General features: G+C 64.2%; 32 protein-coding genes. 13 read left to right on the top strand and 19 right to left on the bottom strand.

From position 1 onward, the window contains the following. Nucleotides 1-30 precede the first annotated feature (30 nt). The 3 genes from AB6802_RS08645 to AB6802_RS08635 all read right to left on the bottom strand — a co-directional run bounded on the left by AB6802_RS08645 (nucleotide 31) and on the right by AB6802_RS08635 (nucleotide 3,184). A complete protein-coding gene (locus tag AB6802_RS08645; RefSeq protein ID WP_371009640.1) occupies nucleotides 31-852 on the bottom strand; it encodes a hypothetical protein in 822 nt (273 codons plus the stop codon). A 225-nt stretch (nucleotides 853-1,077) separates the two neighbouring features. Further along, entirely contained in the window at nucleotides 1,078-1,869 is a 792-nt protein-coding gene (locus tag AB6802_RS08640) for an outer membrane protein (RefSeq protein ID WP_371009639.1), read from the bottom strand. A gap of 154 nt (nucleotides 1,870-2,023) precedes the next feature. Continuing rightward, nucleotides 2,024-3,184, bottom strand: coding sequence for a helix-turn-helix transcriptional regulator (locus tag AB6802_RS08635; protein ID WP_371009638.1), 1,161 nt, complete (start codon nucleotides 3,182-3,184; stop codon nucleotides 2,024-2,026). A gap of 447 nt (nucleotides 3,185-3,631) precedes the next feature. On the opposite strand from AB6802_RS08635, the gene AB6802_RS08630 reads away from it, so the two are divergent. Continuing rightward, nucleotides 3,632-4,420, top strand: coding sequence for a helix-turn-helix transcriptional regulator (locus tag AB6802_RS08630; RefSeq protein ID WP_371009637.1), 789 nt, complete (start codon nucleotides 3,632-3,634; stop codon nucleotides 4,418-4,420). Between the two features lie 112 nt (nucleotides 4,421-4,532). Here AB6802_RS08630 and AB6802_RS08625 read toward each other — a convergent pair whose 3' ends face one another. After that, on the bottom strand, nucleotides 4,533-4,712 hold the full coding sequence (locus AB6802_RS08625; RefSeq protein ID WP_371009636.1) for a hypothetical protein: 180 nt from the start codon (nucleotides 4,710-4,712) through the stop codon (nucleotides 4,533-4,535). Nucleotides 4,713-5,069: 357 nt separating this feature from the next. Here AB6802_RS08625 and AB6802_RS08620 point away from each other — a divergent pair, with 357 nt between their 5' ends. Then, complete coding sequence (locus tag AB6802_RS08620) at nucleotides 5,070-5,234, top strand: hypothetical protein (protein ID WP_371009635.1); 165 nt, start codon at nucleotides 5,070-5,072, stop codon at nucleotides 5,232-5,234. A 177-nt stretch (nucleotides 5,235-5,411) separates the two neighbouring features. Here the strand turns inward: AB6802_RS08620 and AB6802_RS08615 are convergent, their stop codons facing one another. The 3 genes from AB6802_RS08615 to AB6802_RS08605 all read right to left on the bottom strand — a co-directional run bounded on the left by AB6802_RS08615 (nucleotide 5,412) and on the right by AB6802_RS08605 (nucleotide 8,070). Further along, a complete protein-coding gene (locus AB6802_RS08615; RefSeq protein WP_371009634.1) occupies nucleotides 5,412-5,720 on the bottom strand; it encodes a hypothetical protein in 309 nt (102 codons plus the stop codon). 130 nt (nucleotides 5,721-5,850) lie between these two features. Beyond that, nucleotides 5,851-6,045: a hypothetical protein gene (locus AB6802_RS08610; RefSeq protein ID WP_371009633.1), complete on the bottom strand. Its 195-nt coding sequence runs from the start codon at nucleotides 6,043-6,045 to the stop codon at nucleotides 5,851-5,853. 603 nt (nucleotides 6,046-6,648) lie between these two features. Beyond that, on the bottom strand, nucleotides 6,649-8,070 hold the full coding sequence (locus tag AB6802_RS08605) for an MFS transporter (RefSeq protein WP_371009632.1): 1,422 nt from the start codon (nucleotides 8,068-8,070) through the stop codon (nucleotides 6,649-6,651). 133 nt (nucleotides 8,071-8,203) lie between these two features. On the opposite strand from AB6802_RS08605, the gene AB6802_RS08600 reads away from it, so the two are divergent. The 4 genes from AB6802_RS08600 to AB6802_RS08585 all read left to right on the top strand — a co-directional run bounded on the left by AB6802_RS08600 (nucleotide 8,204) and on the right by AB6802_RS08585 (nucleotide 11,042). Then, nucleotides 8,204-9,100: a LysR family transcriptional regulator gene (locus tag AB6802_RS08600; protein WP_371009631.1), complete on the top strand. Its 897-nt coding sequence runs from the start codon at nucleotides 8,204-8,206 to the stop codon at nucleotides 9,098-9,100. Between the two features lie 68 nt (nucleotides 9,101-9,168). After that, nucleotides 9,169-9,654: a hypothetical protein gene (locus tag AB6802_RS08595; protein WP_371009630.1), complete on the top strand. Its 486-nt coding sequence runs from the start codon at nucleotides 9,169-9,171 to the stop codon at nucleotides 9,652-9,654. 221 nt (nucleotides 9,655-9,875) lie between these two features. Beyond that, nucleotides 9,876-10,700, top strand: a complete 825-nt coding sequence (locus AB6802_RS08590) for a slipin family protein (RefSeq protein WP_371009629.1) — start codon at nucleotides 9,876-9,878, stop codon at nucleotides 10,698-10,700. A gap of 114 nt (nucleotides 10,701-10,814) precedes the next feature. Then, nucleotides 10,815-11,042 carry a hypothetical protein gene (locus tag AB6802_RS08585; RefSeq protein ID WP_371009628.1) on the top strand — a complete coding sequence of 76 codons (228 nt, stop codon included), beginning with the start codon at nucleotides 10,815-10,817 and terminating at the stop codon, nucleotides 11,040-11,042. Nucleotides 11,043-11,351: 309 nt separating this feature from the next. On the opposite strand, the gene AB6802_RS08580 is transcribed toward AB6802_RS08585, so the two are convergent. Next, nucleotides 11,352-11,474 (bottom strand): hypothetical protein, encoded by a 123-nt coding sequence (locus tag AB6802_RS08580; protein WP_371009626.1) that lies wholly within the window; start codon nucleotides 11,472-11,474, stop codon nucleotides 11,352-11,354. Nucleotides 11,475-12,927: 1,453 nt separating this feature from the next. Here AB6802_RS08580 and AB6802_RS08575 point away from each other — a divergent pair. Next, entirely contained in the window at nucleotides 12,928-14,943 is a 2,016-nt protein-coding gene (locus AB6802_RS08575) for an acyltransferase family protein (protein WP_371009625.1), read from the top strand. A gap of 52 nt (nucleotides 14,944-14,995) precedes the next feature. On the opposite strand, the gene AB6802_RS08570 is transcribed toward AB6802_RS08575, so the two are convergent. Then, on the bottom strand, nucleotides 14,996-15,349 hold the full coding sequence (locus tag AB6802_RS08570) for a cupin domain-containing protein (protein ID WP_371009624.1): 354 nt from the start codon (nucleotides 15,347-15,349) through the stop codon (nucleotides 14,996-14,998). 222 nt (nucleotides 15,350-15,571) lie between these two features. Here AB6802_RS08570 and AB6802_RS08565 point away from each other — a divergent pair, with 222 nt between their 5' ends. Then, a complete protein-coding gene (locus AB6802_RS08565; RefSeq protein WP_371009623.1) occupies nucleotides 15,572-15,835 on the top strand; it encodes a hypothetical protein in 264 nt (87 codons plus the stop codon). 9 nt (nucleotides 15,836-15,844) lie between these two features. Here the strand turns inward: AB6802_RS08565 and AB6802_RS08560 are convergent, their stop codons facing one another. After that, nucleotides 15,845-17,863 carry an AI-2E family transporter gene (locus tag AB6802_RS08560; RefSeq protein ID WP_371009622.1) on the bottom strand — a complete coding sequence of 673 codons (2,019 nt, stop codon included), beginning with the start codon at nucleotides 17,861-17,863 and terminating at the stop codon, nucleotides 15,845-15,847. A gap of 207 nt (nucleotides 17,864-18,070) precedes the next feature. Here AB6802_RS08560 and AB6802_RS08555 point away from each other — a divergent pair, with 207 nt between their 5' ends. The 4 genes from AB6802_RS08555 to AB6802_RS08540 all read left to right on the top strand — a co-directional run bounded on the left by AB6802_RS08555 (nucleotide 18,071) and on the right by AB6802_RS08540 (nucleotide 20,702). Next, entirely contained in the window at nucleotides 18,071-18,388 is a 318-nt protein-coding gene (locus tag AB6802_RS08555; RefSeq protein WP_371009621.1) for a hypothetical protein, read from the top strand. Nucleotides 18,389-18,557: 169 nt separating this feature from the next. Continuing rightward, entirely contained in the window at nucleotides 18,558-18,884 is a 327-nt protein-coding gene (locus tag AB6802_RS08550) for a hypothetical protein (RefSeq protein ID WP_371009620.1), read from the top strand. Between the two features lie 125 nt (nucleotides 18,885-19,009). After that, entirely contained in the window at nucleotides 19,010-19,321 is a 312-nt protein-coding gene (locus tag AB6802_RS08545) for a hypothetical protein (protein ID WP_371009619.1), read from the top strand. Between the two features lie 118 nt (nucleotides 19,322-19,439). Continuing rightward, complete coding sequence (locus AB6802_RS08540; RefSeq protein WP_371009618.1) at nucleotides 19,440-20,702, top strand: DUF763 domain-containing protein; 1,263 nt, start codon at nucleotides 19,440-19,442, stop codon at nucleotides 20,700-20,702. Between the two features lie 184 nt (nucleotides 20,703-20,886). Here the strand turns inward: AB6802_RS08540 and AB6802_RS08535 are convergent, their stop codons facing one another. The 9 genes from AB6802_RS08535 to AB6802_RS08495 all read right to left on the bottom strand — a co-directional run bounded on the left by AB6802_RS08535 (nucleotide 20,887) and on the right by AB6802_RS08495 (nucleotide 25,739). Beyond that, a complete protein-coding gene (locus AB6802_RS08535; RefSeq protein WP_371009617.1) occupies nucleotides 20,887-21,759 on the bottom strand; it encodes an NmrA family NAD(P)-binding protein in 873 nt (290 codons plus the stop codon). A gap of 106 nt (nucleotides 21,760-21,865) precedes the next feature. Continuing rightward, on the bottom strand, nucleotides 21,866-22,114 hold the full coding sequence (locus AB6802_RS08530; RefSeq protein ID WP_371009616.1) for a hypothetical protein: 249 nt from the start codon (nucleotides 22,112-22,114) through the stop codon (nucleotides 21,866-21,868). Further along, nucleotides 22,111-22,356, bottom strand: coding sequence for a hypothetical protein (locus AB6802_RS08525; RefSeq protein ID WP_371009615.1), 246 nt, complete (start codon nucleotides 22,354-22,356; stop codon nucleotides 22,111-22,113). Before AB6802_RS08525 ends, AB6802_RS08530 begins: the two co-directional genes overlap by 4 nt. A gap of 109 nt (nucleotides 22,357-22,465) precedes the next feature. Then, nucleotides 22,466-23,062 (bottom strand): DUF6456 domain-containing protein, encoded by a 597-nt coding sequence (locus AB6802_RS08520; RefSeq protein ID WP_371009614.1) that lies wholly within the window; start codon nucleotides 23,060-23,062, stop codon nucleotides 22,466-22,468. A gap of 51 nt (nucleotides 23,063-23,113) precedes the next feature. Beyond that, entirely contained in the window at nucleotides 23,114-23,338 is a 225-nt protein-coding gene (locus AB6802_RS08515) for a hypothetical protein (protein WP_371009613.1), read from the bottom strand. A 13-nt stretch (nucleotides 23,339-23,351) separates the two neighbouring features. Continuing rightward, nucleotides 23,352-24,053: a hypothetical protein gene (locus AB6802_RS08510; protein WP_371009612.1), complete on the bottom strand. Its 702-nt coding sequence runs from the start codon at nucleotides 24,051-24,053 to the stop codon at nucleotides 23,352-23,354. A gap of 238 nt (nucleotides 24,054-24,291) precedes the next feature. Beyond that, nucleotides 24,292-25,095: a GcrA cell cycle regulator gene (locus AB6802_RS08505; protein WP_371009611.1), complete on the bottom strand. Its 804-nt coding sequence runs from the start codon at nucleotides 25,093-25,095 to the stop codon at nucleotides 24,292-24,294. A gap of 93 nt (nucleotides 25,096-25,188) precedes the next feature. Continuing rightward, nucleotides 25,189-25,497, bottom strand: a complete 309-nt coding sequence (locus AB6802_RS08500; protein WP_371009610.1) for a hypothetical protein — start codon at nucleotides 25,495-25,497, stop codon at nucleotides 25,189-25,191. Then, the gene (locus AB6802_RS08495) at nucleotides 25,494-25,739 is read right to left on the bottom strand and encodes a hypothetical protein (RefSeq protein ID WP_371009608.1); all 246 of its coding nucleotides are present in this window, start codon (nucleotides 25,737-25,739) and stop codon (nucleotides 25,494-25,496) included. Before AB6802_RS08495 ends, AB6802_RS08500 begins: the two co-directional genes overlap by 4 nt. A 170-nt stretch (nucleotides 25,740-25,909) precedes the next feature. On the opposite strand from AB6802_RS08495, the gene AB6802_RS08490 reads away from it, so the two are divergent. After that, entirely contained in the window at nucleotides 25,910-26,542 is a 633-nt protein-coding gene (locus AB6802_RS08490) for a LexA family protein (RefSeq protein ID WP_371009607.1), read from the top strand. Nucleotides 26,543-26,606: the final 64 nt, after the last annotated feature.

Genomic DNA, 26,606 nt, shown 5'->3' with positions numbered 1-26,606 from the left:
GCCAATACAGCTTCGCCAATACAGCCCGGCTCACTTCGTACTGATCACCGAAGCGGACCCATGAGTGTCCATCGTCGCGCCATTGCGGTCCTCGTCGAACAGCGTCTCGCTGCCGAAGCTGGCGCGCAGCCCGATGACGAACTTGTTGCTCCTGTTGTCCCCGGTGAACGATTCGAACTTCCTCCGTTCGAATTGATAGCGTCCGAACAGCGACCACGGCGTGTTGTCGAACCGGTACATGGCTTGGACGGCGGCGCCGAATATGTCCTCGTTGAAGCCGTTGTAATCCGTTCTGTCGAAGGCGAGCTCACCATCGACGCGAAGGTTCTTCCGGACGAAATAACGCGCCACGGCGCGCACGCCCCATTGGTCGCCATGGAAGTCGTTGATGGTGAGCTGGCCGACACTGGCCTGGCCGTAAAGCGTCAGATTGCCGAAATAGAGCTGGGCCTCCGGACCGACCGCATAGCTGCTTACGGGTACGCCGGTTTCGCCAATCGATGTGTAGGCGGCGAAAAGACCGGCGGCGAACCTGTCGGGATCGCGGTAGTAGCCGTGGATGGCGCCGCGCGTGTCGTCCAGAGGATCGAAGTGGCCCCATATGCGGTCGTAGCTGAGATCGCCCTGCAGGTTCCAGCGCTGCGCAAAGGCGACGTTGACGCGCGCGGCACCCCCGCCGGCCCGGGTCGTGTAGTCGTCGCCGTCAAAGCGAAGCCCGCCGAGATAGAGTTCGCCATAGCCGGAAATAAGTGATGTCGCCGCCGTCTGCCCGGCCAGCGCCTGTACGGTGTCCGCCGCATGGGCGGATGTCGCAGCGATCAGCGACGCGACGACGATTGAATAGCGATTCATTAAGAGCCCTCGAATGCGAAAATGCGTTCTGTTCCGGACCCAGCGCAAAAATCCTTGCGTTTCCTCGCGCGTAAGCCTGCTTGCACGGGCCGGATATGTTTTAGCCGACGGCTACCGCCACCTTGTTGGCGACCGCCGCGGACGCCAACAAGCAATGGTTTTCATCGTTTGATTGCCGCGCGAAATCTCGCTTTCGCGCAACAGGGTTTCATTCGGCCCATCGGATCAGAACTTGTAGCTGAGGCCGACGCGGATATCGTGCGTTTGCAGATCGACGCTCGTCTTCGTGAGCAGACCGGCTGCTATCGAGAGGTCTTGGCTGCCGAAGTCAGAGAAGCGATATTCGGCCCGTGCGGTCCACCGGTCGGTGAAGGCGTGCTCGATGCCGACGCCAACGGTCCAGCCGACATGGGTCTCATCGTGGAATGGTATTTCAATGGCGCCGCTGCCGCCGATCGCGGTGATCTCATATTTTGCCGCGGCCACGCCGGCAGCGATGTAGGGCAAAGTCCGATCGAAAGCGTAGCCCGCTCGCAGCCGCACCGCGCCCGACCACTTAAGTTCGCTCTTAAGCAATGTGCTGAAACCACCACCGCTAGCATCGAGTGGTATCAGTCCATCTGTATTATTGTACGCGAGGTCGGCCTCGGTGCCGATGACGAAGCGATTGGCCATTTCGTAGTTGGCGCCGATATGAATACCGCCGATAAAACCGTCCGGATCGAGGGGAAGATTGAGGTCGCTGGCCCCGCCGATGCCGCCGCCGGCGATGAAAAGATTGGACTTTCCGGCTGCATAGCCGACGTCAACGCCAGCATAGAGGCCCGACCAGTCGTAGTCGGCAACAGGCGAGCCCTCACCGATGTCGGCTGCGGATGCAACGCCTGGCGCGAGAATGATGGCTGTCGCGAGAAGTATCGTTTTCATCGTCATTTTGTTGCCCCAGAAATGTTGCGTTCCCCGCCCGCGGAAGTGCTTCGCGGAGATCCAGCTGTTGTCGACGCCCCGGTGTTGCATTGTCCGTCGCCTCGCGTCTTGGGCTGGGTCGCAATGGAATTGTCCTGGAACGCACCCCGGCACTTTCGCGCCCGGTGTGGCCGATCAGCCGCAGCCGATCGGTTCGCCGTTTCGGTGAACGGCGAAACGCTCCGCCGCGGGTAACGCTACCCGGTCACTCTTGAGACGGCTCGCCGCCGATGGGGCGCAACGGGGCGCCGATGTTCGAAATGAGCTTGACAAGATCGGCCTGACGCCGCGTGCCGGTTTTGGCGAAGATCCGGTTGAGGTGGGTCTTCATGGTGTTCTCGCCAATGCCGAGCGACGCCGCGCTCCTGGACGCGGACAAGCCGCTGCCGATCCTGAGCAGGACACGCGCCTCCGCCGGCGTCAGGTCGAACAACGTGGTGAGAACGGCCTCCGGCAGTGGCGAGGCGGACGTCGTGGTCGACACGAAGACAGCGGCGCAGGCCGGCCGGAAAGCCGCCCGCGCGGTTCCTTCAGTCAACGGCAATACATAGGCGACGGCGGGCGGCTGGCCCGGGGCCGAAATCGGCAGGCCTATGCCGCGCGAGCCAAGCGAGGCATCCGCGCTCGCGGCACTGGCGATCGCTTCCTGCAGGGCGAGGACCACCGCCGTATTCTGCGCCTGAAGGAGGCCATGCCTGGAAAGAATGGGACCTTGCGCCGAAAACATCTGTTGAGCAGCCTCATTGGCATGGAGGATTGCTGCGTTGGCCCCCGTCAGCACGACAGGCACGGCCAGATGGTCAAGCGCCTGGCGATAAAGACTGGCGCTCACGCGGGCCTCATCGAGCAGATCCCCAATCAGGGAGGCGCGGCGCAGATGCGGCGAGAGCAATGCCATGAAACGCTGCTCCTCGACGGATATGATCTCCCGGTCGGCCCGCGTGGTGCAGCCCATGAGGCCGATCCGATCCGGTGTATGGACGAATTTGATGATGCAGCCTTCACGCAATCCCTGCGGTTTGGCCCAATTCTGGAAGAAAAGCGTCTGCTGGAGTTCGGCCTCGCTCATATGCGACAGCGTCGCGACGGGCGTGTCCATATCGCCGACGACCACGGCCTTCAGTCCGGGAATCGCGTCGAAGTCATAATCCTCCTGGAGCACGCGCATCTGTTCGGCATCCCAGGGCGACCGGGCGGCGAAGCGGCCGTGATTGCCTGCAATGTCGGCAAGCGCGATGGTGCTATAGGCCGCGTCCATGGTTTCGGTGATCTGGACCATGACTCCGGTCCAGCCTTCCGGGTTCAACACGCAATCGTAGATATCGCCGACAATCGAACTAAGGACTTCGCCGCTCAGCCTTTCCACCGTTTCTCCTACACCCCAGCATGCCGCGCCGTCGCATGATGGCGGGCAAAACGATGAAACCAGCAGTATTTTGACTACGACCCGGTGCAAGAGCACCGATCCCGCCTGAAGGATTTCGCTGGCGTCATACTTCCGGGTGACGCCAAGCGTGGTTGGGCTCGATTAAGGCGTTCAATCGGTTGAACGCCAAGCCATCAATGTTGCTGGTTATTCCTGGAATGGAAAGCGTCGCGTTCGATTTTTTGAGACTGCGGGTTTTAGCGAGGCGCTTCCATGTCACGAAAGACGTTGTTTTCATCGGCTGATTTGCCGGAGCATCTTGGCGACCGGGATCGATTTTCGCTCTGGCAGGATATCCATGTCGCCGAGATCTGGTCAGTCGAATACGGCATTTCGGAAAAACTGCCTTTCGAAGCGGCGATCGAGGCCACGGCCGTCGGATCGCTGGTGCTTGGCCAGATGGCCGGGACAATCAAGCATGCGACGAGGAAGGCGAGCAACATCGCCAATGACGGCAATGACGGGTATCTGCTGCTGATCAACACGGCCGACACCATGCTGAACGGGGCGCAAGCCGGCCGCGAGTACAGCATCGGCCAGGGCGAAGCAGCTCTGGTCACCGCAGCGGAAGCGTTGAAAATGAACGGTGCCGACTGGAATATGTGGGCAAATGTGGTGGTGCCGCGCGCGATCCTCACCCAGGCCTTCCCACAGATCGATGACAGGCTGGGGTTGAAGATCGGCGCCGGAAACGAAGCCCTCGATCTTCTCAAACGCTATTGCCAGCTGCTCGAGAGCGGCCGCCCCCTCGCCTCGCCCGACCTGATAACCCACGCGACCGAAACGATCGTCGATCTGGTCGGGCTGGTCACCGGCGCGAAAGGCGAGGCCGCCGAACTGGCCGGCCTGCGCGGCCTGCGGGCGGCAAGGCTGCAGGCGGTGCTGGCGAAGATCGCAGGCAATTTCACCAACCCCGGCATCTCCGCGCAAGGCGTCGCAAAGGAACTCGGCCTGTCGGCGCGCTATGTCCAGGATCTGCTCCAGGAGACAAGCATCAGCTTCTCCGAGCGTGTTCTGGAACTGCGCTTGCAGAAAGCACACGGAATGCTCTCGCAGAGGCACAGTAACGTCATGCGCGTCAGCGAAATTGCGCTGACAACTGGATTCAGCGACGTGTCCTACTTCAATCGCCGCTTCCGCCGGCGCTTCGGCTACACGCCGACGAGCGCGAGATAGCCGACCACGCTGGAAAAGGCGACTTGGGGGCGCGAGGCAACCCCCTCTGCCCTGCGCAAAGAGCCCCGCCGGCGGCACGCCGGCGAGGCTCTTTATCGACAACGATCGCCGATCAGAGAGCGCGACCGCGGCCCTCGTGGTTGTCGTGACCCGAGTTAGAGGCACCGAGGCACTGACCCCAGTAGGTGTCGTGATCGGAGCACGAAACGATGCTCTGCTGAGCAAAAGCCGAGCCGGCGAAAGCAGAGATAGCAACAGCGGCGAGAATTGCATTGCGAAGAATCTTGGTCATTTGGAATTTCCTTTGTTTCAATTTCCGGGCGACGCCGGTCGACGGCGGTTTTGCAGCGATTGTGTTTCAGCTTGATGGCGCTTGAGCGCGTTTTTGTTTCGATTTGGCAACGTCGCAAGCGCCGAGCCACAAGCGGCTAGCCTCCCGCGCCATGCCCGGCGGTCAAGCTCAGACGGTCGACCAAAGAACCGCGCAAGACCGAGCGAGCTCGTTTGCCTGCAAACATCGCAGCAGCGCCTGTTCTGTTACGCACGGCATGTTTTTGTGCGATGCGGCTGAAACAATCATCGACCATTTAGATCCGAACAAAGATCGGCTGCGGGACAGCCTCGGACGATAAAGGATAATTCCATGTCGATGTTGAAGACACTCCGCCGCCTGGGCGCGGCGTTGAAATATGCCCAGGATCCGCGCCTGACGAGGCCGATGCAGGACGGGTTCCCGGCCTTCAACCGGATGGATATCGGCTGGCCGGACATGCCGCGGAGGCATTTTCCGTCAAAGCCCTGGCACGGCCTCTGAGAGCGACCTTCCTCTGCGGGAGATCAATCGCTCGATCGCTTTTCGCCGATCGCAGCGGGCGCGGCTCTGGCGATCTCTCCAGTGCCGGCGGCAAGGCGAGGAGCACGACCATGGTTGCAAATGACGAAGGAACGGTCCGGCTCACGCATCGCAGCACAGAGCCGGACCGGTTCATCGTCAGTAGTCGGTGTCGCCGTCGACCACGACAGGGCGGTGGTGATGCCGGTTCTGGATGGAACCGGTAATGACCACGCTGTCCGGGCGATGATGGCGACGCCAATCGCGCCGGCCATGGTCATAGAAAGCGATCGTGCCGTGATGGCGATGATGGAGACGATGACCCTCGTCGCTGATGATCACAGTCGGCCGATGATGATGGTAATAGTGCCTGTGATGTGTTCCGATAACGACTTCTGCCTCGGCCGCGGAAGCAATGGCGGGCGCGGCGACGCAAAGCGCCAGAGCGGCAAAAAGTACTGTTTTCATTATTCTATTCCTATCTTCTGAAAGGCCCCTTCTCCCGAGTAAATTGCTGCCGGCGATTTTTGTTCCGGCCTGTTTTCGAGTTCCCTGCGGCGCTGAAAGAAGCGATCGAGACCGCGGCCACCGGCCGGCCTCAGCTTCCCCGCCGGCTCCGAAGCGCCACATATTCGAGATAGGTCGTGGCCGCGGCATCGCAGGCGCGCCGCGCCTGACCGTTCGCCTCTATCATCGTCTTGGCGAGCCGCTGGGACAGGCCGTATTTCTTGGCGAAGACCGCAGTGTCGTATGGCTCCTCGTCCTGATCGTCGAGAGGTCTTTCAAGGCTCATGGCGGGTGCTCCTGTCAGCGGGAAAATTTGTGCGCTTGCCAATGCGAAGCCCGGGCTTTGGTTGCGGCATTCGGTCCTCTCCCGAGGGCCGTCCGACTTCAGTCCGATAAGACTTCGGACCCTCGCCCGATCGGCGGAACGAAGGCCGCCTGCGCCCGTTTGCAAACTCGAAATCGCAACGCGCAAACCGCCGACAGGAGCCATCGATATGGACCACCATCGCAACAGTATCCTGGAGGCACGCTGGCTTCTTGCCGTGCCGGTTTCGATGCTGCTGACCGTGCTGATTGCCGGCTTGCTGCTCGGGTAGCGACCGTCGTCGGGCTCGAGCATGCGGACCCGGATGAGATCAGGTCGAAACTGGAGATGGAGGCAGAGTGTCCGGCGACCCGGGAAACCTCGACGGGCGAAATGAACGAGGCCGGTGCCGCAGTGGGTGGGGTTCGTTGGGTAGCTGAGACACCGGCCGAAGGGCGGAATGGGCCACCGCCGCCAGCAAACATAGACGTTGAGGGTGGCGGCGAAATTACGCGATCGCGGAAGCCCTGATGCATGTCGAAGCAAAAACTTAAAGCGCGGCGTCCCGTTTCAGCGCGACGCGCTTTAGGCGGCGCGCTTTGCAGGTGGGCTGAGGACCGCCACCAGAATCGCCACCAGCACCAAAGCCGCCGCCATCCCGAAGGTGAAGCGCATGCCGTGCGCGATGGCTGCCGGCGCGGCGTTCGCGATCTCGCTGGTGCCCGCGGCAAAGGCAAACAGCGCGCCCATCACCGCCGTGCCGGTGATGAGGCCGAGATTGCGCGACAGGCTGAGCATGCCCGACACCACGCCGCGTTCACCCTGGCCGACATCGGCCATCACAGCCGTGTTGTTGGCCGCCTGGAAGAGCTGGTAGCCAGGCGTCAACAGCACGACCGCCGCCGCGTAGCCGGCGACGCCGAACAGCAGCGGCAGCACGGCCAGCGCGGCGCAGCCGGCGACCATCAGCGCCAGCCCGGCAAGCACCATGGCGGATGCGCCGAGGCGGTCGACGATACGGCCGGCAACGACACCGCACAGCGCCGAGACGACCGGACCGATGGAGAGCGCCGCGCCGGTCATCGCCTCGCTCAGGCCCAGCGCCCGCGACAGGAAGAACGGGCCGACCACCAGCGTCGCCATCATCACCGTGGAGACCAGCGCGTTCATCGCAAGGCTCGGCGACAGCACCGGGTCGCCGAGCAGCGCGAGCTTGACCAACGGCGACGCCACCTTTGCCTCGGCGAAGACGAACAGCCCGGCGCCGAGCACGGCGAGCGCCAGCAGCGCGAGGTTCAAGGCGCCGAAATGGCCACGCCCCATGGTCATGGCCAGCGCATAGGCGACGAGCGTCGCGGCCAGCAGCAGCGTGCCGATGACGTCGAAGCGAGCCGGCTTGCTTGGCTGGCGGACGACACTCGCTGCTGGCAGGAAACGCCAGGCGGCAAACATGGCGGCGACGCCCAGCCCCGCATTGACAAGGAAGATCGAACGCCAGCCGACACTGGCGATCAGCACGCCGCCGAGCGAAGGCCCGAGCGCGGTGCCGATGGCCGACATGGTGCCGAGCAGGCCCATGGCGCTGCCGGTGCGCTCCTTCGCCACCGTCTCGCCGACGAAGGCGATGGTCAGCGCCATCATCACCGCCGCGCCCAGCCCTTGCGCGGCGCGCGCGGCGATCAAAAGCGCCAGCGACGGGGCGAGCGCCGCCGCCAGCGAGGCGGCGCTGAACAGCGCCAGGCCGGCGACAAGCAGCGGCCGGCGGCCGACGAGGTCGCCCAGGCGCCCGACGCTGACGATGAGCGCGGTGATGGCGAGCAGATAGGCCAGCACGACCCATTGCACCGCCGGGAAGGACGCGTTGAAAACCGTGCTCAGCGTCGGCAGCGCTACATTGGCGATGCTGGTCGAGAGCGAGGAGAGCAGCATGGCCAGCGACAGGCTGGCCAGCGCGCCGGCTGTCGAGCGGCCGGCGGGGAGCGATTGCAAGGCGGTGACGTCGGCCATGGTTGTTCTCCGGCATGGTGGGGTTTGCCGGCAAGATAGGCGCTGGCGACATGGGGCGGAACGCGCAGCACTTGCACTTGATCAGTGCATCAAACGCCATGCCATATTGTTCGGCCCGTGCTAGGATCGCGCCATGTCGCGACCCGATCTCAACCTCCTGGTGACGCTGGACGTGCTGCTTGCCGAGGGCAGCGTGGCAAAGGCCGCGCGCAAACTTCGGCTCAGCCCGTCGGCGATGAGCCGGGCGCTGGCGCGCCTGCGTGAGGCGACTGGCGACCCGCTCTTGGTGCGCGCCGGGCGCGGCCTGGTGCCGACGCCGCGTGCCATCGAACTCAGCGCGCAAGTCGGCCCATTGGTCAGCCAGGCGGAGACCCTGCTGCGGCCGGCCGAGCGGCTCGATCTCAAAAGGCTTGTCCGCTCCTTCACCATGCGCAACAGCGACGGGTTCGTCGAGAATTTCGGCCCGGCGCTGATTGCCCGGGTGGCCGTGGAAGCGCCCGGGGTGCGGCTGCGCTTCGTGCCGAAACCCGACAAGGACTCCGGCCCGATGCGCGAGGGCGCGGTCGACCTCGAAACCGGCGTGGTCGGCGGTTCGATCGGGCCGGAGGTGCGGGCACAGGCGCTGTTCCGCGACCGCTTTGTCGGCGTTGTGCGCGCCGGCCATCCACTTAGCGAAGGCAGGATCACCGCCGCCCGTTTCGCCGCCGGAAGGCACGTCCTGGTCTCGCGCCGCGGGCTCGACCGCGGGCCGGTCGACGCGGCGCTGGAGGTGGTGGGATTGTCGCGCGAGATCGCCACCGTGGTCGGCGGCTTTGCCGAGGCACTGGCGCTGGCGCGCGGCCTAGACCTCATCGCAGTCGTGCCGGAGCGTTATACGCAGACGTTGCGCCAGGGGATGTTCAGCTTCACGCTGCCGGTGAAGCTCGCGGAATTGACGATCTCGCTGTTGTGGCACCCGCGCCTCGACGCCGACCCGGCGCATCGCTGGCTGCGCGGTGTGGTGCGCGACGTGTGCGGCGCTGCCGCTTGAGGGCGAGACTCGCGCGCTTTGTCCAATCCCTGTACGATCAGGGCCGTTCTCAAACGGGGGGAGGATCCATGAAACGCGCATTGGCAACACTCATCCTGGCGCTGCTTGCCGCCCAGCAGGCCGGGGCCGCTTCCTGCGGCTGGAGCGCCAAGATGGAGGAGGACGAGGGCGGCAGCGTGATGACGGCTTCGGTCTGCGGCGGCCCGAAGGGCGACGCGCATCTGATGCTGGCCTGCTTCGACAAGCCGGTGCTGAGCTACGATCTCGGCGCCGCCGGCGGGAATCTGGAACCCGGCGTCAGCGGCTCGTTCACCTTCAAGGCCGGCGACAAGAGCATAACGAAGAAGCTCGACCTCGAGGCGATGTACAATTACTTCACCGCTGAACTTTCCGGCCCTGGCGACCCGCTGCTGGCGCTCCTGCGCGGCAAGGGCGACGTGACGGTATCGGCCGACAAATACGGCGCGGCGAGCTTTCCGCTGAAAGGCTCCGGCGGGGCAATCGGCAAGGTGCTGGCCGAGTGCGGGAAAGGGACGGCCGGGGAAGCGGATTGAAGCGCGGCGGCCTATCTCCCCGGGGAGATAAGCGCACCCCTTGGCGAACCGCCTCGCCCCACACCATATGACTCCTCGCCGGCGATGATTGTCCTCGCGACAAGCGTGATCGATCCCAGACAAGCCCGCCAGGCGGTCCATCCCGGACCGACGACGCTCCTCGCGAGGCCCGTTGCGGCATCGCGCGACCCCTACCCGGCCGCGACACAGGAGCTATGTCCATGAATCCGATCACCCTTTTTCTCACCGCCGTCTTCGCGCTCATCGGCGCCGGCCTCAGCACGCTTGCCGGGCCATGGGCGGGCGCGCCCTTCTTCGTCATCGCGGCGCTGATCGCCGCCTCGCTGAAGATGGCCAACACCTGGCAGAAATTCGTCGTCCTGCGCGCCGGCAACCTGCAAGGCGTGCGCGGCCCCGGCCTGTTCATGATCATCCCGGTCGTCGACAGCGTCGTGGCGGTGATCGATGAGCGCATCCAGACCACCGCCTTCAACGCCGAGCAGGCGCTGACCAGGGACACCGTGCCGGTCAATGTCGACGCGGTCATCTTCTGGCATGTGCATGACGCGCGCCAGGCGGCGCTCGAAATCACCAATTACCGCGAGGCGATCGACCGCGTGGCGCAGACCTCGCTGCGCGAGATGATCGGCTCCTCGATGCTGTCGTCGCTGCTTTCCGACCGCAAGGCGGCCGACGAACATCTCAGGGACGTCATCGGCGCCAAGACCGCGCAATGGGGCATCACCGTGATGTCGGTCGAGATCCGCGACGTCGCCATCCCGGTGGCGCTGCAGGACGCCATGTCGCGCCAGGCGCAGGCCGAGCGCGAGAAGGAAGCGCGCGTCATCCTGGGTTCGGCCGAGGCCGAAGTCGCCGGCAAGTTCGTCGAAGCGGCCGTGACCTACGCCAACCATCCGGCGGCGCTGCAACTGCGTGCCATGAACATCATCTACGAGACGACCAAGGAGCGCGGCGCCACCATCCTGATCCCGACCGGGCTGGTCGACAGCCTCAACCCTGTGGTGGGGAAGAAGGCGGCGGCATAGGCGATCTCGCCTAAAGGGAGGATGCCCGCCCGCTTGCATCGCCGTGGAACCTCGCCTTATATTCGCAGTTACTAATGCAATTGGTCAAACAGCGAACATGCGGGACGTGCACGCGTGAAGGCTTATCGTGTCGAAGAGATGAGCGGCGATGCCATTGTCGCCGTACATGCGGCCGAAGCCAACACGCCGTTCGAAGCCGCCGAGAAGGCGCTTGGGCTGAAGGTGACGCTGCGCGGCGGCGCCGATATTTGGGTTCGCGTTGTCGACCTCACCGAGCGGCCGCGGCCGGTCAGGCTTCGGCCAAGCACGTTCGAATTCAGGGCGATCGGCAACCGCAAGTGACGGCGCGCTCGACAATCCGGCCTCGCAGTCTTCCTTCACCACCGGCAGCATCAAGACGATGGCGGCTCACGCCACGATGGCCGGCAGGATGGGTTCGGGCGAATGCACCGGCGCGATCGATGCCCAGCACAACGACCGCTGCGCCGCCACCAAGCAACGCGGCGGCGCCAACTGAGGCGGATCTGGCCACGGAAATGGCGGGCTCAGGCCCGCCATTCATTTTGGCAAGGCCCCGTCACTTTTGGACGACATGCATCTTGCGATGCATGTCGTTTTCCCAAAACCGGAACCACTTTTGGGCGACATGCATTAGGCGCTGGCGCCGCCCATCAGCGCGGCGACCAGTGTCGCCAGGAAGACAAGCAGCCCTATGGCAACGCGGTCCAGCCAGGATCGGCGCCTGGCAAGAATCTCGAACAATGCATTGCTCATTGGAACATTCCCCATTCGCCTTCACGCATCCTATCACATTGCGGCCAGGACACCATGAAGCGGTTCACAAAGGCCGCCGGCGTCCCCGCGTGAGGGCTAAACCGACGGCGCTTGGCGTCATTTGCTGCAATGCACCGATGCACCCAAAAAAAGTCGGGATCGCGGCGCGGGCCGAAAACGCGACGGCCGGCGAAAAACAAGCTTATTCAAGCGCATAGGCATATAGGCCGGATAGAGCCGCCGACGCCTCGAGAAAGCCCGGAATTCCGCCATTTCAGGCGTTTTCCATCCCGCGATGGCATGATGGCGGAAGGGGCATTCCGGCCCCGATAAATCGGCGAAAATGCCTCTTTGGAGGGCCATGCCGATGACGTTGACATGCCCCTGCGGCAGTGGCACTTCGCAGCCACTGGTCACGCCATGACCGTGACTGTTGGGGACGGACGGGGTTTCAACAGTCTGGCGGCGCCGGACGGGCGGGCACCTGCGCAGTGTTCCGCCCGCTCCTGGCCAGCCCCGGTTCTTCCTGCCGACGCGGCGTGTTTCAACGCAACCAAACCGGGCTGCTATTACCTGTTGGACGGCACCACGTCCGCCGTCACGGCCGACAGCCTCTGGCGCTTTTCGAGCGTCGGCCTGCTGTAGCTTTTCTTCATGGATTTTCCCCTTGCCCCGAAAACGATGGCGGCAAGGGAGCGCGGCGGCGCTGCTATCAAGCTTTGTCCAAATTAGCGATCGTTACGATCACCGTACCGCCTTGCCGGATCTCAGAATGTGAATCCGGATCCGGGCACGGCCGCGGTGGCGGCTGAAAGCTTGCCACGTCGTTCGATTGTCGGCTTGCGATAAGGCTTCTTCATCTTTGCGCCTCGGCATCGGTCGATGACAGGCTCAGGGAGCAAGATGTGCCCGCACTTGTCAAGCTTGCGCCCGACGACGGCGACGGCCACGTCCGCCAAGCGCCTGGCGGCCGCGTGCATTGGCTACCGGCAGGCCCTTTTTGATTTCCTCGCCCGGCCCACCGTCAGGTGGGCCAAGCGTCTATGTCGAAAGCTCGAATGCCGCGGTTACGGCTTGATGACGATTGAGCCGCCGGCGACGACGTTCGACAATTTCTGGCGCTTCGACAGCGTCGGCTTTTCATAAGTCTTCTTCATAAATAAACCCCTTGCCAAAGTTTCGCGGTCGCAGAACGCAACGTGACGAGATTGCCGTCAAGGGACGTTTTCGTGATCGACGCGCAAGCGAGGGTTTTGTCAGCAAAAACGGATATGGCTGTGCTGTTCCGGCAACGGTTTTGGAAGGTGGGAGCGCCCTTCTCCCATGAACGGGGAGAAGGCAAATCTCCCACTATGTTGCACTGCGTTAGATTTGTTGCATTGCGATAAAGCCGCATAGGTCCGAGTCTCCCGGACAGGCGGGATGCGAACGAGCAAGTGCGAGGTTCGTCTTCGTGTCAGCATCTGCGCGGGATTTCCGGCCCGATATCGAAGGCTTGCGGGCGCTGGCCGTGGCTGGCGTCGTTGCCTTCCATTTCGGCCTCACCGCGCTGCCCGGCGGCTTTGTCGGCGTCGATATCTTCTTCGTCATCTCGGGCTATCTGATCACCCGCCATCTCGCCGCCGAGATTTCCGAGACCGGCCGGCTCGACCTGCTGCGCTTCTATGCACGGCGCGCCCGCAGGCTTTTGCCGGTGGCGTTGTTCGTGATCGCGGCGACGCTTGCGGCCGGCGCGGTGATCCTGTCGCCGGAGGAACAGGCGCTCTATTCCAAGGGTGCGATGTTCGCCTCGGCCTATATGATCAATCTGTGGCTGATCCGCTGGTCGTTCGACTATTTCGCCAGCGACGCGGCGTCGAACCCCTTCATTCACTACTGGTCGCTGTCGGTCGAGGAGCAGTTCTACCTGGCATGGCCGGCGCTGCTGATGCTGGCGGCATGGTTGAAGCCCGGCAGACGCACCATCGTGCTCATAATCGCCGTTGCCGGGCTCGTCTCCTTCGCCGCCTGCGCCTGGCTCACCAGCGTATCGCAGCCCTGGGCGTTCTATTTCTCGCCGCTGCGCGCCTGGGAATTCGCCGCTGGCGGCCTCTGCGCGATGGCGCCGGGGCAACTGCTTGCACGCCACCCAAGGCTGCGCCTGGCGCTGGGCCTGACCGGGCTGGCGATGATTGCGACCGCATACCTTACCTTCAGCGAGGACTCTCCCTTCCCCGGCTTCCTGGCGCTCCTCCCGGTGGCCGGAACGGTCCTTCTGCTGATGGCGGGAGCGGCCGGCGTCAGGGACGGCATTTCTTCACGCAGTTTCGAACGAAAAAACGCGGGGCATTTTTCGTCGAATTGCGTCGATGCCGCCCTGGCGCTGCCGCCCTTGCAATGGATCGGCAGACTCTCCTATTCGCTCTATCTCTGGCACTGGCCGGTGATCGTCTATGCCGGCATGCTGACGCCGCAACTCACCGTCGCGCAGCGCCTTGCCTGCGCCGGGCTGACGCTGGCGCTGTCGGTGCTCTCCTACCACCTGATCGAGAACCCGATCCGTCGCAATGGCTGGCTGACGGCCAAGGCGGCGCGGGCGCTGGTGCCGGCGCTCCTCCTCACCGGCACCGGCGTCGCAGCCGCCTATGGCAACGCCAAGCTCGCCGTGCATCACCTCGATCGGGAACAGCGCATCATCGCGACAAGTGCCGCCGAACCGTCCACGGCGCGCGCCAAAGCGGGCTGCGTGCTCGACTATGAGACGGTGACGCCGAAGCCATGCGTGTTCGGCAACGGGCAGCGCACCATCGCGCTGTTCGGCGATTCCCACGCCGATCACTGGTCGACGCCGCTGATCGAGGCCGCCGGCAAGAATGGCTACCGTGTCGAAACCTGGCTGAAAACCTCGTGCCGCGCCTCGCGTTTCACGACATGGTCGTCGAAACTCAAGCGCGACTATTCGGAGTGCGATCGCTGGCGCGAGCAGGCGATTGACGAGATCATCGCGGCAAAACCGGCGCTGGTGGTGATCTCGGAGCTGGCGCTGACCTCACAGCGCAAGATGGCGGCCGGCAAAGGCGAGCCGGACGAGCGTGACGCCGACTGGCAAGCCGGCCTGCGGGCGACGCTGACGAGCCTGAGCCAGGCCGGGCTGAAAATTGCCTTCATCCGCGACGTGCCGTTCAACGACGAGAACATCGACACCTGCGTCTCCCGCGCCTTGTGGCGCGACCGGGCGCCCTCGCTCTGCGACCAGACGCGCGCCTATGCCGCCAACGACCGGATGGCGGCAGTGGAACGCGCCATCGTCGACAGCGTGCCCGGCGCTTCCTATGTCGACCTCACCGATCGCTTCTGCGGCACGACGACCTGCCATGTCTTCATCGGCGGCATGCTCGCCTTCCGCGACCAGCACCACATGGCGACGCCGTTCGCGCAATCGCTGGAGCCGGAGATGGAGGAACGGGTGATTTCGAAGGTGGGAAGGTGAAGCTGCCAATCTCCCCCCTCGTGGGGGAGATTGCAGCGTCAACGTCGGCGCCTCACCCCACCACAACCACGAAATGCTTGGTCACCGGCTCGAGGATCTTCCAGGTGCCCTTGAAATCGGCCTCGACCACGAAGGCATCGCCCGGGCCGACCTCGACCGGCGCGCCGCCGTCCGGCGTGATGATGATGCGGCCGGCGATCATGTGGACGAATTCATAGTCGGTGTAGGTGGCATGGTAGGTGCCGACCGAAGCGCGCCAGGTGCCCGACATCACCTTGCCGTCCGCGGTGGTGTGCTGCACGGCGGTCTGCATGGTCGGCGACCCCTCGACCGCGATCCAGCCCGGCAGGTCGCCGCCATCGGCATGCTCGACGGCGCCGAATTTGAGGATGGTGGGATGGCTCATGGATGGCTCCTGCGGTTCGCCGGGATTGGCTTGCGACGGCATAGCCGATGAGAGCATGCGTTGCACGCGGCGATGCGACAGCCGGAGGCGGAGGGGCGACGAGCGCTTTCTCCGCCACGTGGGCAGCCAACCGGTCCTTTGATAGTGGGTCAGTTTGAAATTATAGCGGTTGCCTTAAGCGCCCATTGCGCAAAAGCGAGAAATGCTGCTGAAATATGCAGCATGACCATACCGATGAATCCCGACGACCCAAAAGACGCATGGCAGATGCGCGTTTCGACGACCATCTGCGATTTCGGCATCGCTTTACGTGAACTGCACGACAGCAATCCTTGGCCTGACCTACCCTTACTACCTTTTGCCATGAATTACCTGATGACCGAATTATGGGATCATTACTTTAGCCAAACAGAGATACGAGAAGCTTTCGAGGCAGCCGTAGCTTCCATGCCGAGATATGGGGGCGGAAACGAGACCAGGCCTTAGCCACGCCTTTTACTGCGCCGCCTGCAACTGCTTTCGGCGCGCAGGCTGCCGGCGTCGATTGGCGGGTTTGAGGGCGACGGCCGGCTTTTTGGAAAGCGCGCCGGTCACCGCGTCAACCATGCCGAAGGCGACGAAATCGGCGTTGAGGGTTCCGGCCAGCTCGGCCGCGGCCTCGGTGTCGCCGTTGCCGACTTCGGACCAGAACACGATGCCGACCCGCAGCGCGGGTTTGATCCGCTTCAGCCTGCGCACCATGAAGCGCGCGTGCTGCGTGGACTGGCGGTTGAGGAAGCCGATGACGACGACATCGACCGCAGCCAGGTCGAGGCGTCCGATCGCCGAGGGTTCGAAATCCGTGAAACCTGCGCGCGTCGCCTTGGCGCCCTGCACGTCCAGCACCTGCGCCAACATCGCCGCGGCGGCATCGTCGAGCTCGCCGCCTCCGCCGGCGCAGACCACACTGACGCCGGACCCGTCGGGCAGGTCGACTTCCTCCTCGTCGGCTCCCGCCTCGGCGGGCTTGCCATCGCCTGCCTTCTTCTCCGGCGCCTTCTTGTCGGTAGCCTTCTCGACCGCCGCGGCAGCCTGATCCGCCTCGTCGTCCTCGGCTTCCTGTTGAGCGCTGTCGTCGAGATTGGCAACCAGCGTCATGGCGCTGCCGGCGACCTGCCTTAGCTGGTCGTCCGCCATGACGCCGCGCCCGCGGTCCTGCTCGCCAAGCAGCAATGCGGGGATGGCGACCTGGTCGTAGAACTGGAACAGATATTTCTCCTCGAGCATCTCCTCGGCATGGTCGGTCGCCTCGTCCGGGTCGCCGGCCAGCAGCCGCTGGTAGAGCCTGGCATGCGGCTCCAGCACCGGCTCGTTGCCGAACAGCACGTCGAGGAACTCGAACTGGGGCACGTGCCGGCCGAGCACCACCAGACACACGGTGAGCGGCGTCGACAGCACAAGGCCGATCGGTCCCCACAGCCAAGTCCAGAAAATCGCCGCGACGATGATTGCCAAAGGCGAGAGGCCGGTACGGGAGCCGTAAAGCCATGGCTCGATGACATTGCTGGTGATCAGTTCGACAATGATGAAAAGCGCGGCCGTCCAGGCCAGCAGCGACCAGCCGGGCGCCACTGCGAGCGCGAGGAACAAGGGCAGGAGCGCGCCGATGATCGGGCCGATATAGGGCACGAAGCGCAGCGCCAGCGCCAGCAGGCCCCAGAGCGGAGCGTTGGGAATGCCAAGCACCCACAGCCCGACAGTGATGGGCACGGCATAAATGCCGTTCACCACCAGTTGCATCAGCAGATATTGGCCGACACGCTTGCCGGCATCCTGCAGCGCCTGCGTGGTGCGGTGGAGATCGCCGTAGCCGACGAGCCGGATGAAGCGGTCGCGCAGGTCCTCGCGCTCCATCAGCATGAAGATGACGACGATGATGACCAGGCCCGTGGAACTCAGCGGACTGACCAGCGGGCCGATGACGTTCTGCAGAACCTCGAGCGGCTTTTCATGCGAGACGACCTCGACCGGGATCGGATCGCGCCTCGTTTGCTGGGCGGCTGAAGGCAGCTGCGGCTCCTGGCGGTCGATCTCCTGACCGACACGCTCGATGACGCCGCTGAGGCGCGAGACGATGCCGCCGCCGAAGCCGTTTTCCTTTAGCGCGCGAACCTTGGACAGGATGTTGATCTGGTAGACCGGAATGTTCTGCGCGAGGTCGCTGACCTGGGTGGCGACGACGAATGAGAACAGCGAAAGCGCGGCGAAGGCTCCGGCGACACTGGCGATGACTGCCGCTATGCGCGGGACGCCAAGGCGCTTCAGCCATGAAACGAACGGGGCGATGGCGAAGGTCAACAGCAGGGCCACGGCGATCGGCAAGAACACCTCGCGCCCGAAGTAAAGCGCGGCGACCGTCGTGACCACGCTCGCCACCGTCGGCAGCACCGTGCGCGGATGGCCCCTGGAAGCGGCAAGCAGGCTTTCCAGCCTCGGCTCCGGCACGCCTGTCCCATTACGTCGGCTGGCCGCCACCTTAAGCCTCCCTCTGCACGGCGATGATCGGTGATACTGCGCCGGCATGCAACGCGGCAAAGGTCGGGCGGTTGCACGGTTTCTAATAAATGCCGTCGCAGCGACCCGCGAGCGAGCCGGGCGGGTTTCACCGGAACGCTTTGTCGGGAACATCGGCCCGGCGAAACCGTTTGTTTCTGGAAGGGGCAAAACTCAAAGGAGGCAGCGATGAAAAAGCTTCTGCTTGCTTCGATGATCGCCATCGCCTCGGCGTTTGCGATCGCGCCGGCCAATGCAGCCAGCGTCCAGCTCGGCATTGGCGTTGGTCCGGGTTATGATGATGGTTATTACGGCGACAACTATGGCGGGTATTACCCTCACCGCTACTACCGTCATGTCTATAATGACGACTACGACAATGGCGGCTACGTGGTACGCTACCACCACCGCCATCATTGCCGCACCGAGCTCGTAAGCCACTGGCGCCACCACCACCGCGTGGTGGAGGAAGTGCGGGTTTGCGGCAACAACTACGGCGGCTACTAAACAAGTCTAAAAGATCGCGCGGCACGGCTCGGTCGTGCCGCGCGATTGTCGTCGAGGCGCCCGCTGCCTGCGGTCGCGCGGCTTTCAAATCTTGCTGATCTCGGCACGTGCGGCGCGGCCTTTCTGGTCGCCGCGCGTTATCATGGCGAACCTTCAGGAGGAGGTTGCCATGAAAAAGCTTCTACTTGCCTTGGTTATCGCCATCGCTTCGGCAGCGGCCATGCCTGCGAATGCGGGCAATGTGTTCCTCGGCGGCAGTTATTTCGACTACGGCCCCTTCGGCGATTTTTACGACAGCTACAGCTCCGCGCCGGTCTACGGGTCCTATTGGGGCGGCCCCTATCTCAACTACGCCCCCGGTGAGCGCGACGACTATGATGGCCGCTATGTCGCCGCGCCGAATGCCGTGCATGGCCGCCGCCATTGCCGGATCGAAGCGACGAGAGCCCGCAGCGCCGACCACCGGTTCACGCGGCAGGTGCGCGTCTGCAACTAGAGCAGCTTCGCCGGCGGTGTGGAACTGCGTCGAAAGAAGCGTGTCCGTGAAGAAATCGCCGGCTTCCCGGCAGCTTTTCGGCCTCGAAAGCGTTTATCCCGGTGAACCTTCAGGAGGAGGTTGCCATGAAAAAGCTTCTACTTGCCTCGGTCATCGCCGTCGCATCGGCGGCGGCCACGGTCGCACCGGCAGACGCCCATGTGTTCCTGGGCTTCGGCGTGGGCGGCTACCAGCCTTATCCGTTCTACGGCGGCCCGTATTATGGCGGCTACCGCGACTATTACGATGACGACTACTACCCCGGCTACATGGTCTACCCGCGGCACTACCGGTACCACAGATATTATTTCCATCACCGGTACCACCACATGCACTTCTACTATCATCACCACCACCGGCATCACCACAGGCACCACCATCGGTACTACCGGTATTAGGCAGCAGTGAAGCGGGCATGGCCGGCCAATCTCTCCTGTTGGAGATCGGCCGTCCGTGCGCCTTGCAAATCCTGCCCCAAATGCCATCTAAGTCGCCGGTTCCGAGGAGAACAAAAGGGTGACGCAGCGAAGCGGCAGCGCGGACCTGCCGCTACATGGCGGGCGGGTGCCGAAATGGCTGGGCGACCGGATGACGAAGCTCGGCACGGTGCTGTGCGAAGCCATCATCCACCATTACGGCCGCGACGAGCTGTTGCGGCGCCTGGCGCATCCCTTCTGGTTCCAATCCTTCGGCGCCGTGATGGGCATGGACTGGCACTCGTCGGGCATCACCACCTCGGTCATCGGCGCGCTGAAGCGCGGCTTGAATCCGCTCAGCAACGAACTCGGCATCCATGTCTGCGGTGGGCGCGGCGCGCATTCGCGCAAGACGCCGGGTGAGTTGCTGGCGATCGGCGAGCGCGTCGGCCTCGACGGCGATGCCCTGGCCAGCGCCAGCCGGCTGGTCGCCAAGGTGGACAGTGCCGCCGTGCAGGACGGCTACGACCTTTATCTGCACGGCTTCATCGTCACCGATGACGGGCGCTGGGTGGTGGTGCAGCAAGGCATGAATGGTGATGCCCGGCAGGCGCGCCGCTACCACTGGCAGTCCGAAGGGCTGACAAGCTTCGTCGACCAGCCGCATGCGGCGATCGAGGGCGAGGCTCAAGGCGAGATCGTCAACCTCACCGATCGCCGCGCCGCAAAAGCCCGCGGCGGCCAGATCGAATTGTTGAAGACGATGAGCCCGGAAAAGATCCTGGCCGAGCTTGCCGTGCTGGAGCCCCCGAAAATCGTCAAGCCGGAGCCGGAACCGGCCGCACAGCCGCTGTTGCCCAATCTCGTCATGCCCGCGCATCACGACGTGCGCGAGAGCGACATCGTCATGCGCCGCCTGCACGGCAACATCGCCTCGGCCATCGAAAGCGGCCCGAAGGATTTTCCCGAACTGCTGCTTGTGCCCGGCGTCGGCCCGCGCACGGTGCGCGCGCTCGCCATGGTCTCGGAAGTGGTGCATGGCGCGCCTTTCCGCTTCTCCGACCCGGCGCGCTTCTCGCTCGCTCACGGCGGCAAGGACCGCCACCCGTTTCCCGTGCCGCTGAAGGTCTATGACGAGACGATTTCGGTGCTGAAATCGGCGGTGGGCAAGGCCAGGCTCGGGCGGGATGAAGAGCTGCAGGCGCTGCGGCGGCTGGATGGCGAGTCGCGGCGGATGGAGCGTTATGTGACGGGGCCTAGCTTGAAGGAGATCGTGGCCGGCGAGATGGACCAGTCGCATCTGCTGGGCGGTAGGAGTGTGTTCGGGTGGGAGGGGCCGCCGGACAAGAGCGACGAGCGCTGAGCATCCAACGCAGTGCGCAACCTCGCAGGTCAGCGCCGCCCCTCATCCGCCCTTCGGGCACCTTCTCCCCGTAAACGGGGCGAAGGAAGAGCGGCGCGGGCCCGGCAGGGCAATGAGGGGCAGCGCCAACTTCCGAAGGTTCGGCTCATTCCTTGATTCATTTCCCCACGCCAAGTCCATGTTTTCACATGGCAGGCGCGATCTGCTTGCTCACCAGCGCCGCGATATAGTCTTCCAAGCTGATCCTGCCGCGCTCCGATTTCTCCGGCTGCATCGGATCGTCGAGCACGGTCGCCGTCATGCGGGCATAGGATTGCGCGGCGGGCTTGGAAAACCCGAACCGTTCGTAGGTCTCGACCCAGCGCTCGCGCGGCGCCGTCACGACACGCACGTCTTTGCCCAGCGCCCTGCCGAAAGCCTCGGCGACATCCGCCGTCGAATAGCGTTCCGGCCCCTCGACACAATGAATGCCGGTCTGGTCGACTGGCTCGAGCAGAAGCCGCGCCGCGGCCTCGCCGAGATCCTGCGGCGCCACCATCGGCAGCGCGAAATCGGCCGGCAAGAACGAATTGACGACGCCGTCGCGGCGCGCCGTCTCCAGCGCTCCATCCCAGTTGCTCATGTAATAGGCGGCGCGCACGATGCTGGCCGGAATGGCTTGGCCAGCCAGCTTTTGCTCCAGGCCGTAGAGCACGGATAGGTCGCCGATGCCCTCCCCCGGCTGCGCGCCATAGGTCGATTCCGCCACCACCTTTTCGAGGCCGGAGCCGTCCAACGCGGCAGCGATTGCCGCAACCGACTTTTGCTCCTCGGCGTCGGTATCGGTCGAGGGATCGGCCGGCGGGTTGAGCAGGAAGGCGCGCCGGCCGCGCCGCAACACCTTGCGCAGCGCCTCGACATCGCGGACATCGGCAACCGCCACTTCGGCGCCCTGCCCGGCCAGATGCGCGGCCTTGCCCGCATCGCGCGTCACCACCGTGACCGCCTCATTTTGACGCAAAAGTGCGGCCGCCGCGGCCGAGCCGACATGGCCGGTACCACCCAGAATGATATGCATGGTCTTGTCCTTATGCTGTTCCATGCGGAGTTAATGGGTGGGGTAACGATGGGTTCAAACGATGCTGACAGAGGGTGACGTGGGACGTTGTCGGTCGGGCGATCGATCAGCCATCGTAGCGGTCGCCGGCATTCACCCAGCGGACCCAACGCACAACCGCCCAGGCGCCCACCACAAGCCCGACCAGGCCTATCGATAGAAACATCCAGAAGCGAAATTGCAGCGACGCAAGCTCGGGCTGCCACGCCGGAAATTGCGATAGCCACGCCAGCGTTACGGCCTGCCCGAAGGCAAGCAGCGCACCGACCAAGGACAGTGCTGCAGTTGCGGCATAGGCCGCAGACTGTCTCGTCATGACCCCGGCCTTACTGTCTTTCGTTCGATCAGGCGCATGTCGGTCTCGGGCTGCAGATAATGGATCAGTCCCGCTTTTTCGGAAAGCACCATGATCCCGCGCTGCAGATAGCCGAAAGCTTCCCTGGGGTAGTCCTCGGAATACTCATCAGTATCTATCGAGCAAACCACGACGCCTTCATTGCCCTCCCAGACGAGGATCTTGTCGCCAAGCCTGGCAAGAGTTCCGTCTGCATATCTCATCGTCAACACTCAGGAATGTTGATCTGAACGAAGCCCAGTTCGCCTTGATAATTATTCGCAGTTCAAGAGTCTTGCCAATCAGCACCTATGGTTACTGCTGGATTTTCGCTCATCCCGCCTTCCGTCCCATCATCCCGTAATGCACCGCCAGCAAATCCAGCCCGACCTTCAGCAGCTTGACCACCACGTCTCGCCCGTCTCCCGTCCGTTCGGCGATCGCCTTGACCGACTGGCCGTCGAGGCAGGTCTTGCGCACCACTTCCACCACCTCCCAATGGGCAAGGGCCGCGGCGGCTTGGGCATGGGCACGGCCGGCTGACAGCACGCGGTCGGGGATGCCGCCGCCGATGCGGCCGCCGTCGATGCGCTCGCTCCAGGATTGCGGCTGCAGGCCTTCGCGCTGGGTGCGTTCGAAATCGTCGCGGAAGCGCCCTCCTGCCTCGCGCTGCTGGCGGCTGAGCGAGGTGATGGCGACCAGCGGGTCGACATTGCGCAACCGCACGACGCCGCCGGTGGAGGTGTAGCCGCCGTTGGAGATCTCGTAGACGCGGCGCGCTTCCGCCGTGCCGGGGCTGAGCCGCTGGCGGCCGAAGGCGTCCGGCTTCAGCGCGAAATCATGGCCGAGCTCGCGGCGGATGCGCACCTGCTCGGCTTCGCCCTTGGGGAGCTTTGGCGGTTGCGGTTTTTTGGAGGGCTTGCGGGGCATGGGTGGGGTCCTTGTGATAGGTGAAAATTGAGAGAGATGGGCGCCGCGCGCCTACCTCACGATCATTTTCGGCGAGGAACCGACGCCTAGCAGGGCGCTTCTTTTCGCCATCAACTCCCGCATCAGCCGCCTCTCCCGCACCTCGATCGACAGCTGGGCGCTCGACGGGCAGAACTGGGCGTTGTCGACCTTGGCTTCGCCGCGGATGAAGCGCTGGATCGCGGCCTGGACGTCGCCAAGTTCGGCATCCTGCACGGCGGCCAGATAACCGCGCATCTGCATCTCGGCGTCAGCCAGCGCGGATTGCGGGAAGCAGGAAAACATCGCGGCCAGCGCTTTCGCCGCCTGTTGCAATTCGGCTGCGGTCATTGATCTCCTCGATGATTGCGTTGGCGGCATCGACATGGGTCTTGCGGCGCGGCCATTTTTGTCCGGATCCGGAAAATGCTTTGCCGTTCTTTTCCCGCGAAGCGGCAGACGGCCTGGAAAAGGCCGCGGCTTTTTCTTGGCTTGGAATCCTGGTTCGTGGACTCTGGGAAACTGGACTGGTGGCTTCTGGACTCTGGGGCTTATCGTCCGGCTTATCCGCGGCCTTGATGCGCCCCTTATCCGAGGCCGAAAAAACCTTTTGCCCAGAAAGGCTTGGGTTGCCGCCCTTCAAGCCGTTGCGGCGCGCGAGCCGAGCCTTGCGGGCGTCCGCAATCATGCGCCTGGAATAGATGCGGCCGTGGCGGTCGCGCGAAAAGACGCTGTTGCCCTCGAGCTCGGCAATGAGCGCGCCAAGCTCGACTTGCGCGCAGCCAGCCAGGCGGGCAAGCGCTGCCTCGTCCAGCCCCTTGCCGGCGATGGCGACATAGCCGACGGGCTCGTGCCCGGCGGCTATGCACAGCATGCGCATCCACAGGCCTTGCGCCGCCAGCGAGCAGAGCCGCAGGTTCGGATCGGACTCCCAGTCCGACCAGAAGAATTTCGACCAGATGGTGCCGCTCATTATGAGGATACCGGATGAGCGGCGGGGCTACGGGGATTAGCCAATCTCCCCCCTCGTGGGGGAGATGGCCGGCAGGCCAGAGGGGGGCGCTGTCCCGCCAGCCTCTCGGCAAGAGGGATGCTCGTCCTTTGGATATTATCGAATGCACAAAATGCGAAAGGACGGCGTTCCTTCGCGCCCCCCTCTGCCCTGCCGGGCATCTCCCCCACGAGGGGGGAGATTAGCAGTTCGGACGTCCTCACATCCCCCTCCCGCGATGGCCGTGGAACCTTGCATGATGGTGCGCGCAGTAGCTGCGCGTGCCTGTCGTGCGCAGGCCGCAGCACAGCATGTCCGTGCCGGGGCGCGCGCCGGGCGGGTCGGCCTCGGTATCCTGGCGCAGCGCCAGGTCGAGCGGCGCGCGGCAGCGACCGAACAGGCAATCGAGGAAGCGCATCGCCGCCACATGCGGCTGACGTCCAGGATTTACCGGCGGCGGCGGGGCCGGGAGCTTGTAGACTTCGGATTTTTCGCGGCCTGCGCCGCCCGGGACGAGCCAGGCCGGCGGCAGCGCGCGGACGGATTTGCGGGGCTTGGGTTTTTGAGGCTTGGTGGTGGCGTTCGCTTCGGTGGAGCGCTTATCAACGGACACGTCGGCGGGACAGCGCCCCCCTCTGCCCTGCCGGGCATCTCCCCCAGTTGTTGGTGGAAGGTTGGGGGAGAGATTGGCAGCGTAGGCCTCGGCGCCTTCTGCCAGCTCGGCCATTCTGGAAAGTGCAGCCGGTTCCGACAGCGTGACATTGCCTGACGCGACCCTGGCCCGCCGCCCAGGCCGGTCCGGCTGCGCTTTCTTCCTGGGCCGGCCGCCGGCGCGGCCACCCTTAGGGTTGGCGAAGCCAATGGCCCTGAGGCCTGCGTTGCGGTGGACGATGCCGATGATGGCGTTGCGTGAGACCGGGGCGCCGCGCAGCCCGCTGAAGCGGCCGGCGATGCGCGAGGCCGAGAGCCCCTCTTTCAACCAGGCGGCGATCTCGTCGATTTCCTTTTCAGTGTAAGCGGCCATGTCTCATTCCATCGGTTATGAAGGGCTTGGGCTCGGCCAAGCGCCAGGGTTCGGCCGCGAGGCCGCAGTCGGGTCAGCGAAAGGGGTTTGCGGTCAGGCCGGGCCGGGCGTCGCGCCGGTCAAGCGAAGAAACGCGGCTTCAGCCGAAGCCCGCGTCAGGCCCGACACCGCCCGGCCCGTCACCCGGTCGAACAGGATGACGGTGCCGTCCTCGGTGCGGATGCAGCTTGTGCCGCCAAAATTGGCGGCCGGAGCCGAGGGAGGAGCGGCTCCGGCCGTTCCGGTGAACCGGGGTGCGGGCGGTTCGACCGGATCCGGGGCAAACGCCCCGGAAGGCGTCCGGACCGGGGAGGAGGACGGTCCGGACGATTGGAATTGGAAAGAAGGAGACAGCGCGTTCATGCCGCCTCCCCTGGCATGGCGGCGATGCGATGGCCGGCCAGCCATTCATAAGTGACGCCTTCAATGCCGCGCCTGCGGCTCGCCGCCACCACATGCGGCCAATGCTGCGGCGCGATGCGGCCGCGACGGCGCATCTGGCGGGCGGCCTCGTAGCCGCATCCGACATCGGCGGCAAAGGCGCCGATGCTGTGCCAGCGGTCGATAAGCCGCGAGATACTCGTCGGCGGCCCCGACATACTCATGGGCGCCCCGGAGCTCGCGGGCAGAGCCGCGATGCCCAGCGCCGGGGCGGGGGCCGGAAATGCGGAAAGGCTTGCGGGATGTTCGATCATGGGTTAAGCGTACGTTATGTACGAAAGAGTCGCAAGTGAAATCGTACATATCGGACGACAATTTTCAGGCATTTTGTACGATGATGGATTCACGGCATAGATTGCAGCAGGCGCGCGCCCAGGCCGGCTATGCCTCGCCCAGCGATGCGGCGCGGGCCTTGCGCGACATCAACAAGAACACGCTGATCAGCCATGAGAACGGCAACCGGCCTTTGTCTCGTAAAGCCGCCGAGAAATACGGCCGGCTGTTCGGGGTCGACCCGGGCTGGCTGCTGTTCAACGCCGATGGCAGCGAGACGGCGCTCGTCAATCTTGTCTCCTTGCCCGTCACCGTCGATGTGCCGATCGTGTCCTGGATCAGCGCCGGCGAGCTCGGCGGCCAGGAGACCGTGGTCAACCTCTCCGACTATCCGACCATCCCCACCGCCGACCTCGAGGAAGGCGAATGGATCGCGCTGCGCGTCGACGGCCCGTCGATGAACAAGATCTCGCCGCCGGACTCGATCATCTTCGTCAACCTGCGCGACAAGCGGCTGGTGACCAATGGCTGCTATGTGATCTCCGACGAAACCGGCCGCGCCACCTACAAGCGCTACCGCCCCAACGACACCCCGCCCTTCCAGCCCGCCTCCTATCTCGACATCCCGCCGCCGGAGCTGGAAGGCGCGATCACCATCATCGGGCGGGTGAAACGATCGATGATCGATATGTGAGGTCGCGGCGCGGCAGTTGGACTGAAACGCCGCGTTCCTCGCTTCCGCCTCAGCTCTGTCTGCT

It is taken from the genome of Mesorhizobium sp. RCC_202 (assembly GCF_041355295.1).
GTDB lineage: Bacteria > Pseudomonadota > Alphaproteobacteria > Rhizobiales > Rhizobiaceae > Mesorhizobium.
The sequence above is the reverse complement of the archived record's forward strand: the minus strand, read 5'-3'. Positions and strand labels throughout refer to the sequence as shown.

Bases quoted from the DNA above. Each gene is read 5' to 3' on its own strand.
- AB6802_RS08515 (WP_371009613.1), bottom strand. From the start codon at position 23,338: ATGCGCGGTTATCTGGCCGCCGTGCAGGATGCCGAACTTGGCGACGTC.
- AB6802_RS08570 (WP_371009624.1), bottom strand. From the start codon at position 15,349: ATGAGCCATCCCACCATCCTCAAATTCGGCGCCGTCGAGCATGCCGAT.
- AB6802_RS08565 (WP_371009623.1), top strand. From the start codon at position 15,572: ATGACCATACCGATGAATCCCGACGACCCAAAAGACGCATGGCAGATG.
- AB6802_RS08490 (WP_371009607.1), top strand. From the start codon at position 25,910: ATGATGGATTCACGGCATAGATTGCAGCAGGCGCGCGCCCAGGCCGGC.
- AB6802_RS08505 (WP_371009611.1), bottom strand. From the start codon at position 25,095: ATGGCCGCTTACACTGAAAAGGAAATCGACGAGATCGCCGCCTGGTTG.
- AB6802_RS08595 (WP_371009630.1), top strand. From the start codon at position 9,169: ATGAAACGCGCATTGGCAACACTCATCCTGGCGCTGCTTGCCGCCCAG.
- AB6802_RS08500 (WP_371009610.1), bottom strand. From the start codon at position 25,497: ATGAACGCGCTGTCTCCTTCTTTCCAATTCCAATCGTCCGGACCGTCC.
- AB6802_RS08640 (WP_371009639.1), bottom strand. From the start codon at position 1,869: ATGCAACACCGGGGCGTCGACAACAGCTGGATCTCCGCGAAGCACTTC.
- AB6802_RS08495 (WP_371009608.1), bottom strand. From the start codon at position 25,739: ATGAGTATGTCGGGGCCGCCGACGAGTATCTCGCGGCTTATCGACCGC.
- AB6802_RS08535 (WP_371009617.1), bottom strand. From the start codon at position 21,759: ATGCATATCATTCTGGGTGGTACCGGCCATGTCGGCTCGGCCGCGGCG.
- AB6802_RS08525 (WP_371009615.1), bottom strand. From the start codon at position 22,356: ATGAGATATGCAGACGGAACTCTTGCCAGGCTTGGCGACAAGATCCTC.
- AB6802_RS08530 (WP_371009616.1), bottom strand. From the start codon at position 22,114: ATGACGAGACAGTCTGCGGCCTATGCCGCAACTGCAGCACTGTCCTTG.
- AB6802_RS08545 (WP_371009619.1), top strand. From the start codon at position 19,010: ATGAAAAAGCTTCTACTTGCCTCGGTCATCGCCGTCGCATCGGCGGCG.
- AB6802_RS08550 (WP_371009620.1), top strand. From the start codon at position 18,558: ATGAAAAAGCTTCTACTTGCCTTGGTTATCGCCATCGCTTCGGCAGCG.
- AB6802_RS08645 (WP_371009640.1), bottom strand. From the start codon at position 852: ATGAATCGCTATTCAATCGTCGTCGCGTCGCTGATCGCTGCGACATCC.
- AB6802_RS08620 (WP_371009635.1), top strand. From the start codon at position 5,070: ATGTTGAAGACACTCCGCCGCCTGGGCGCGGCGTTGAAATATGCCCAG.
- AB6802_RS08580 (WP_371009626.1), bottom strand. From the start codon at position 11,474: ATGAGCAATGCATTGTTCGAGATTCTTGCCAGGCGCCGATCCTGGCTG.
- AB6802_RS08590 (WP_371009629.1), top strand. From the start codon at position 9,876: ATGAATCCGATCACCCTTTTTCTCACCGCCGTCTTCGCGCTCATCGGC.
- AB6802_RS08615 (WP_371009634.1), bottom strand. From the start codon at position 5,720: ATGAAAACAGTACTTTTTGCCGCTCTGGCGCTTTGCGTCGCCGCGCCC.
- AB6802_RS08600 (WP_371009631.1), top strand. From the start codon at position 8,204: ATGTCGCGACCCGATCTCAACCTCCTGGTGACGCTGGACGTGCTGCTT.
- AB6802_RS08610 (WP_371009633.1), bottom strand. From the start codon at position 6,045: ATGAGCCTTGAAAGACCTCTCGACGATCAGGACGAGGAGCCATACGAC.
- AB6802_RS08625 (WP_371009636.1), bottom strand. From the start codon at position 4,712: ATGACCAAGATTCTTCGCAATGCAATTCTCGCCGCTGTTGCTATCTCT.
- AB6802_RS08510 (WP_371009612.1), bottom strand. From the start codon at position 24,053: ATGAGCGGCACCATCTGGTCGAAATTCTTCTGGTCGGACTGGGAGTCC.
- AB6802_RS08555 (WP_371009621.1), top strand. From the start codon at position 18,071: ATGAAAAAGCTTCTGCTTGCTTCGATGATCGCCATCGCCTCGGCGTTT.
- AB6802_RS08605 (WP_371009632.1), bottom strand. From the start codon at position 8,070: ATGGCCGACGTCACCGCCTTGCAATCGCTCCCCGCCGGCCGCTCGACA.
- AB6802_RS08520 (WP_371009614.1), bottom strand. From the start codon at position 23,062: ATGCCCCGCAAGCCCTCCAAAAAACCGCAACCGCCAAAGCTCCCCAAG.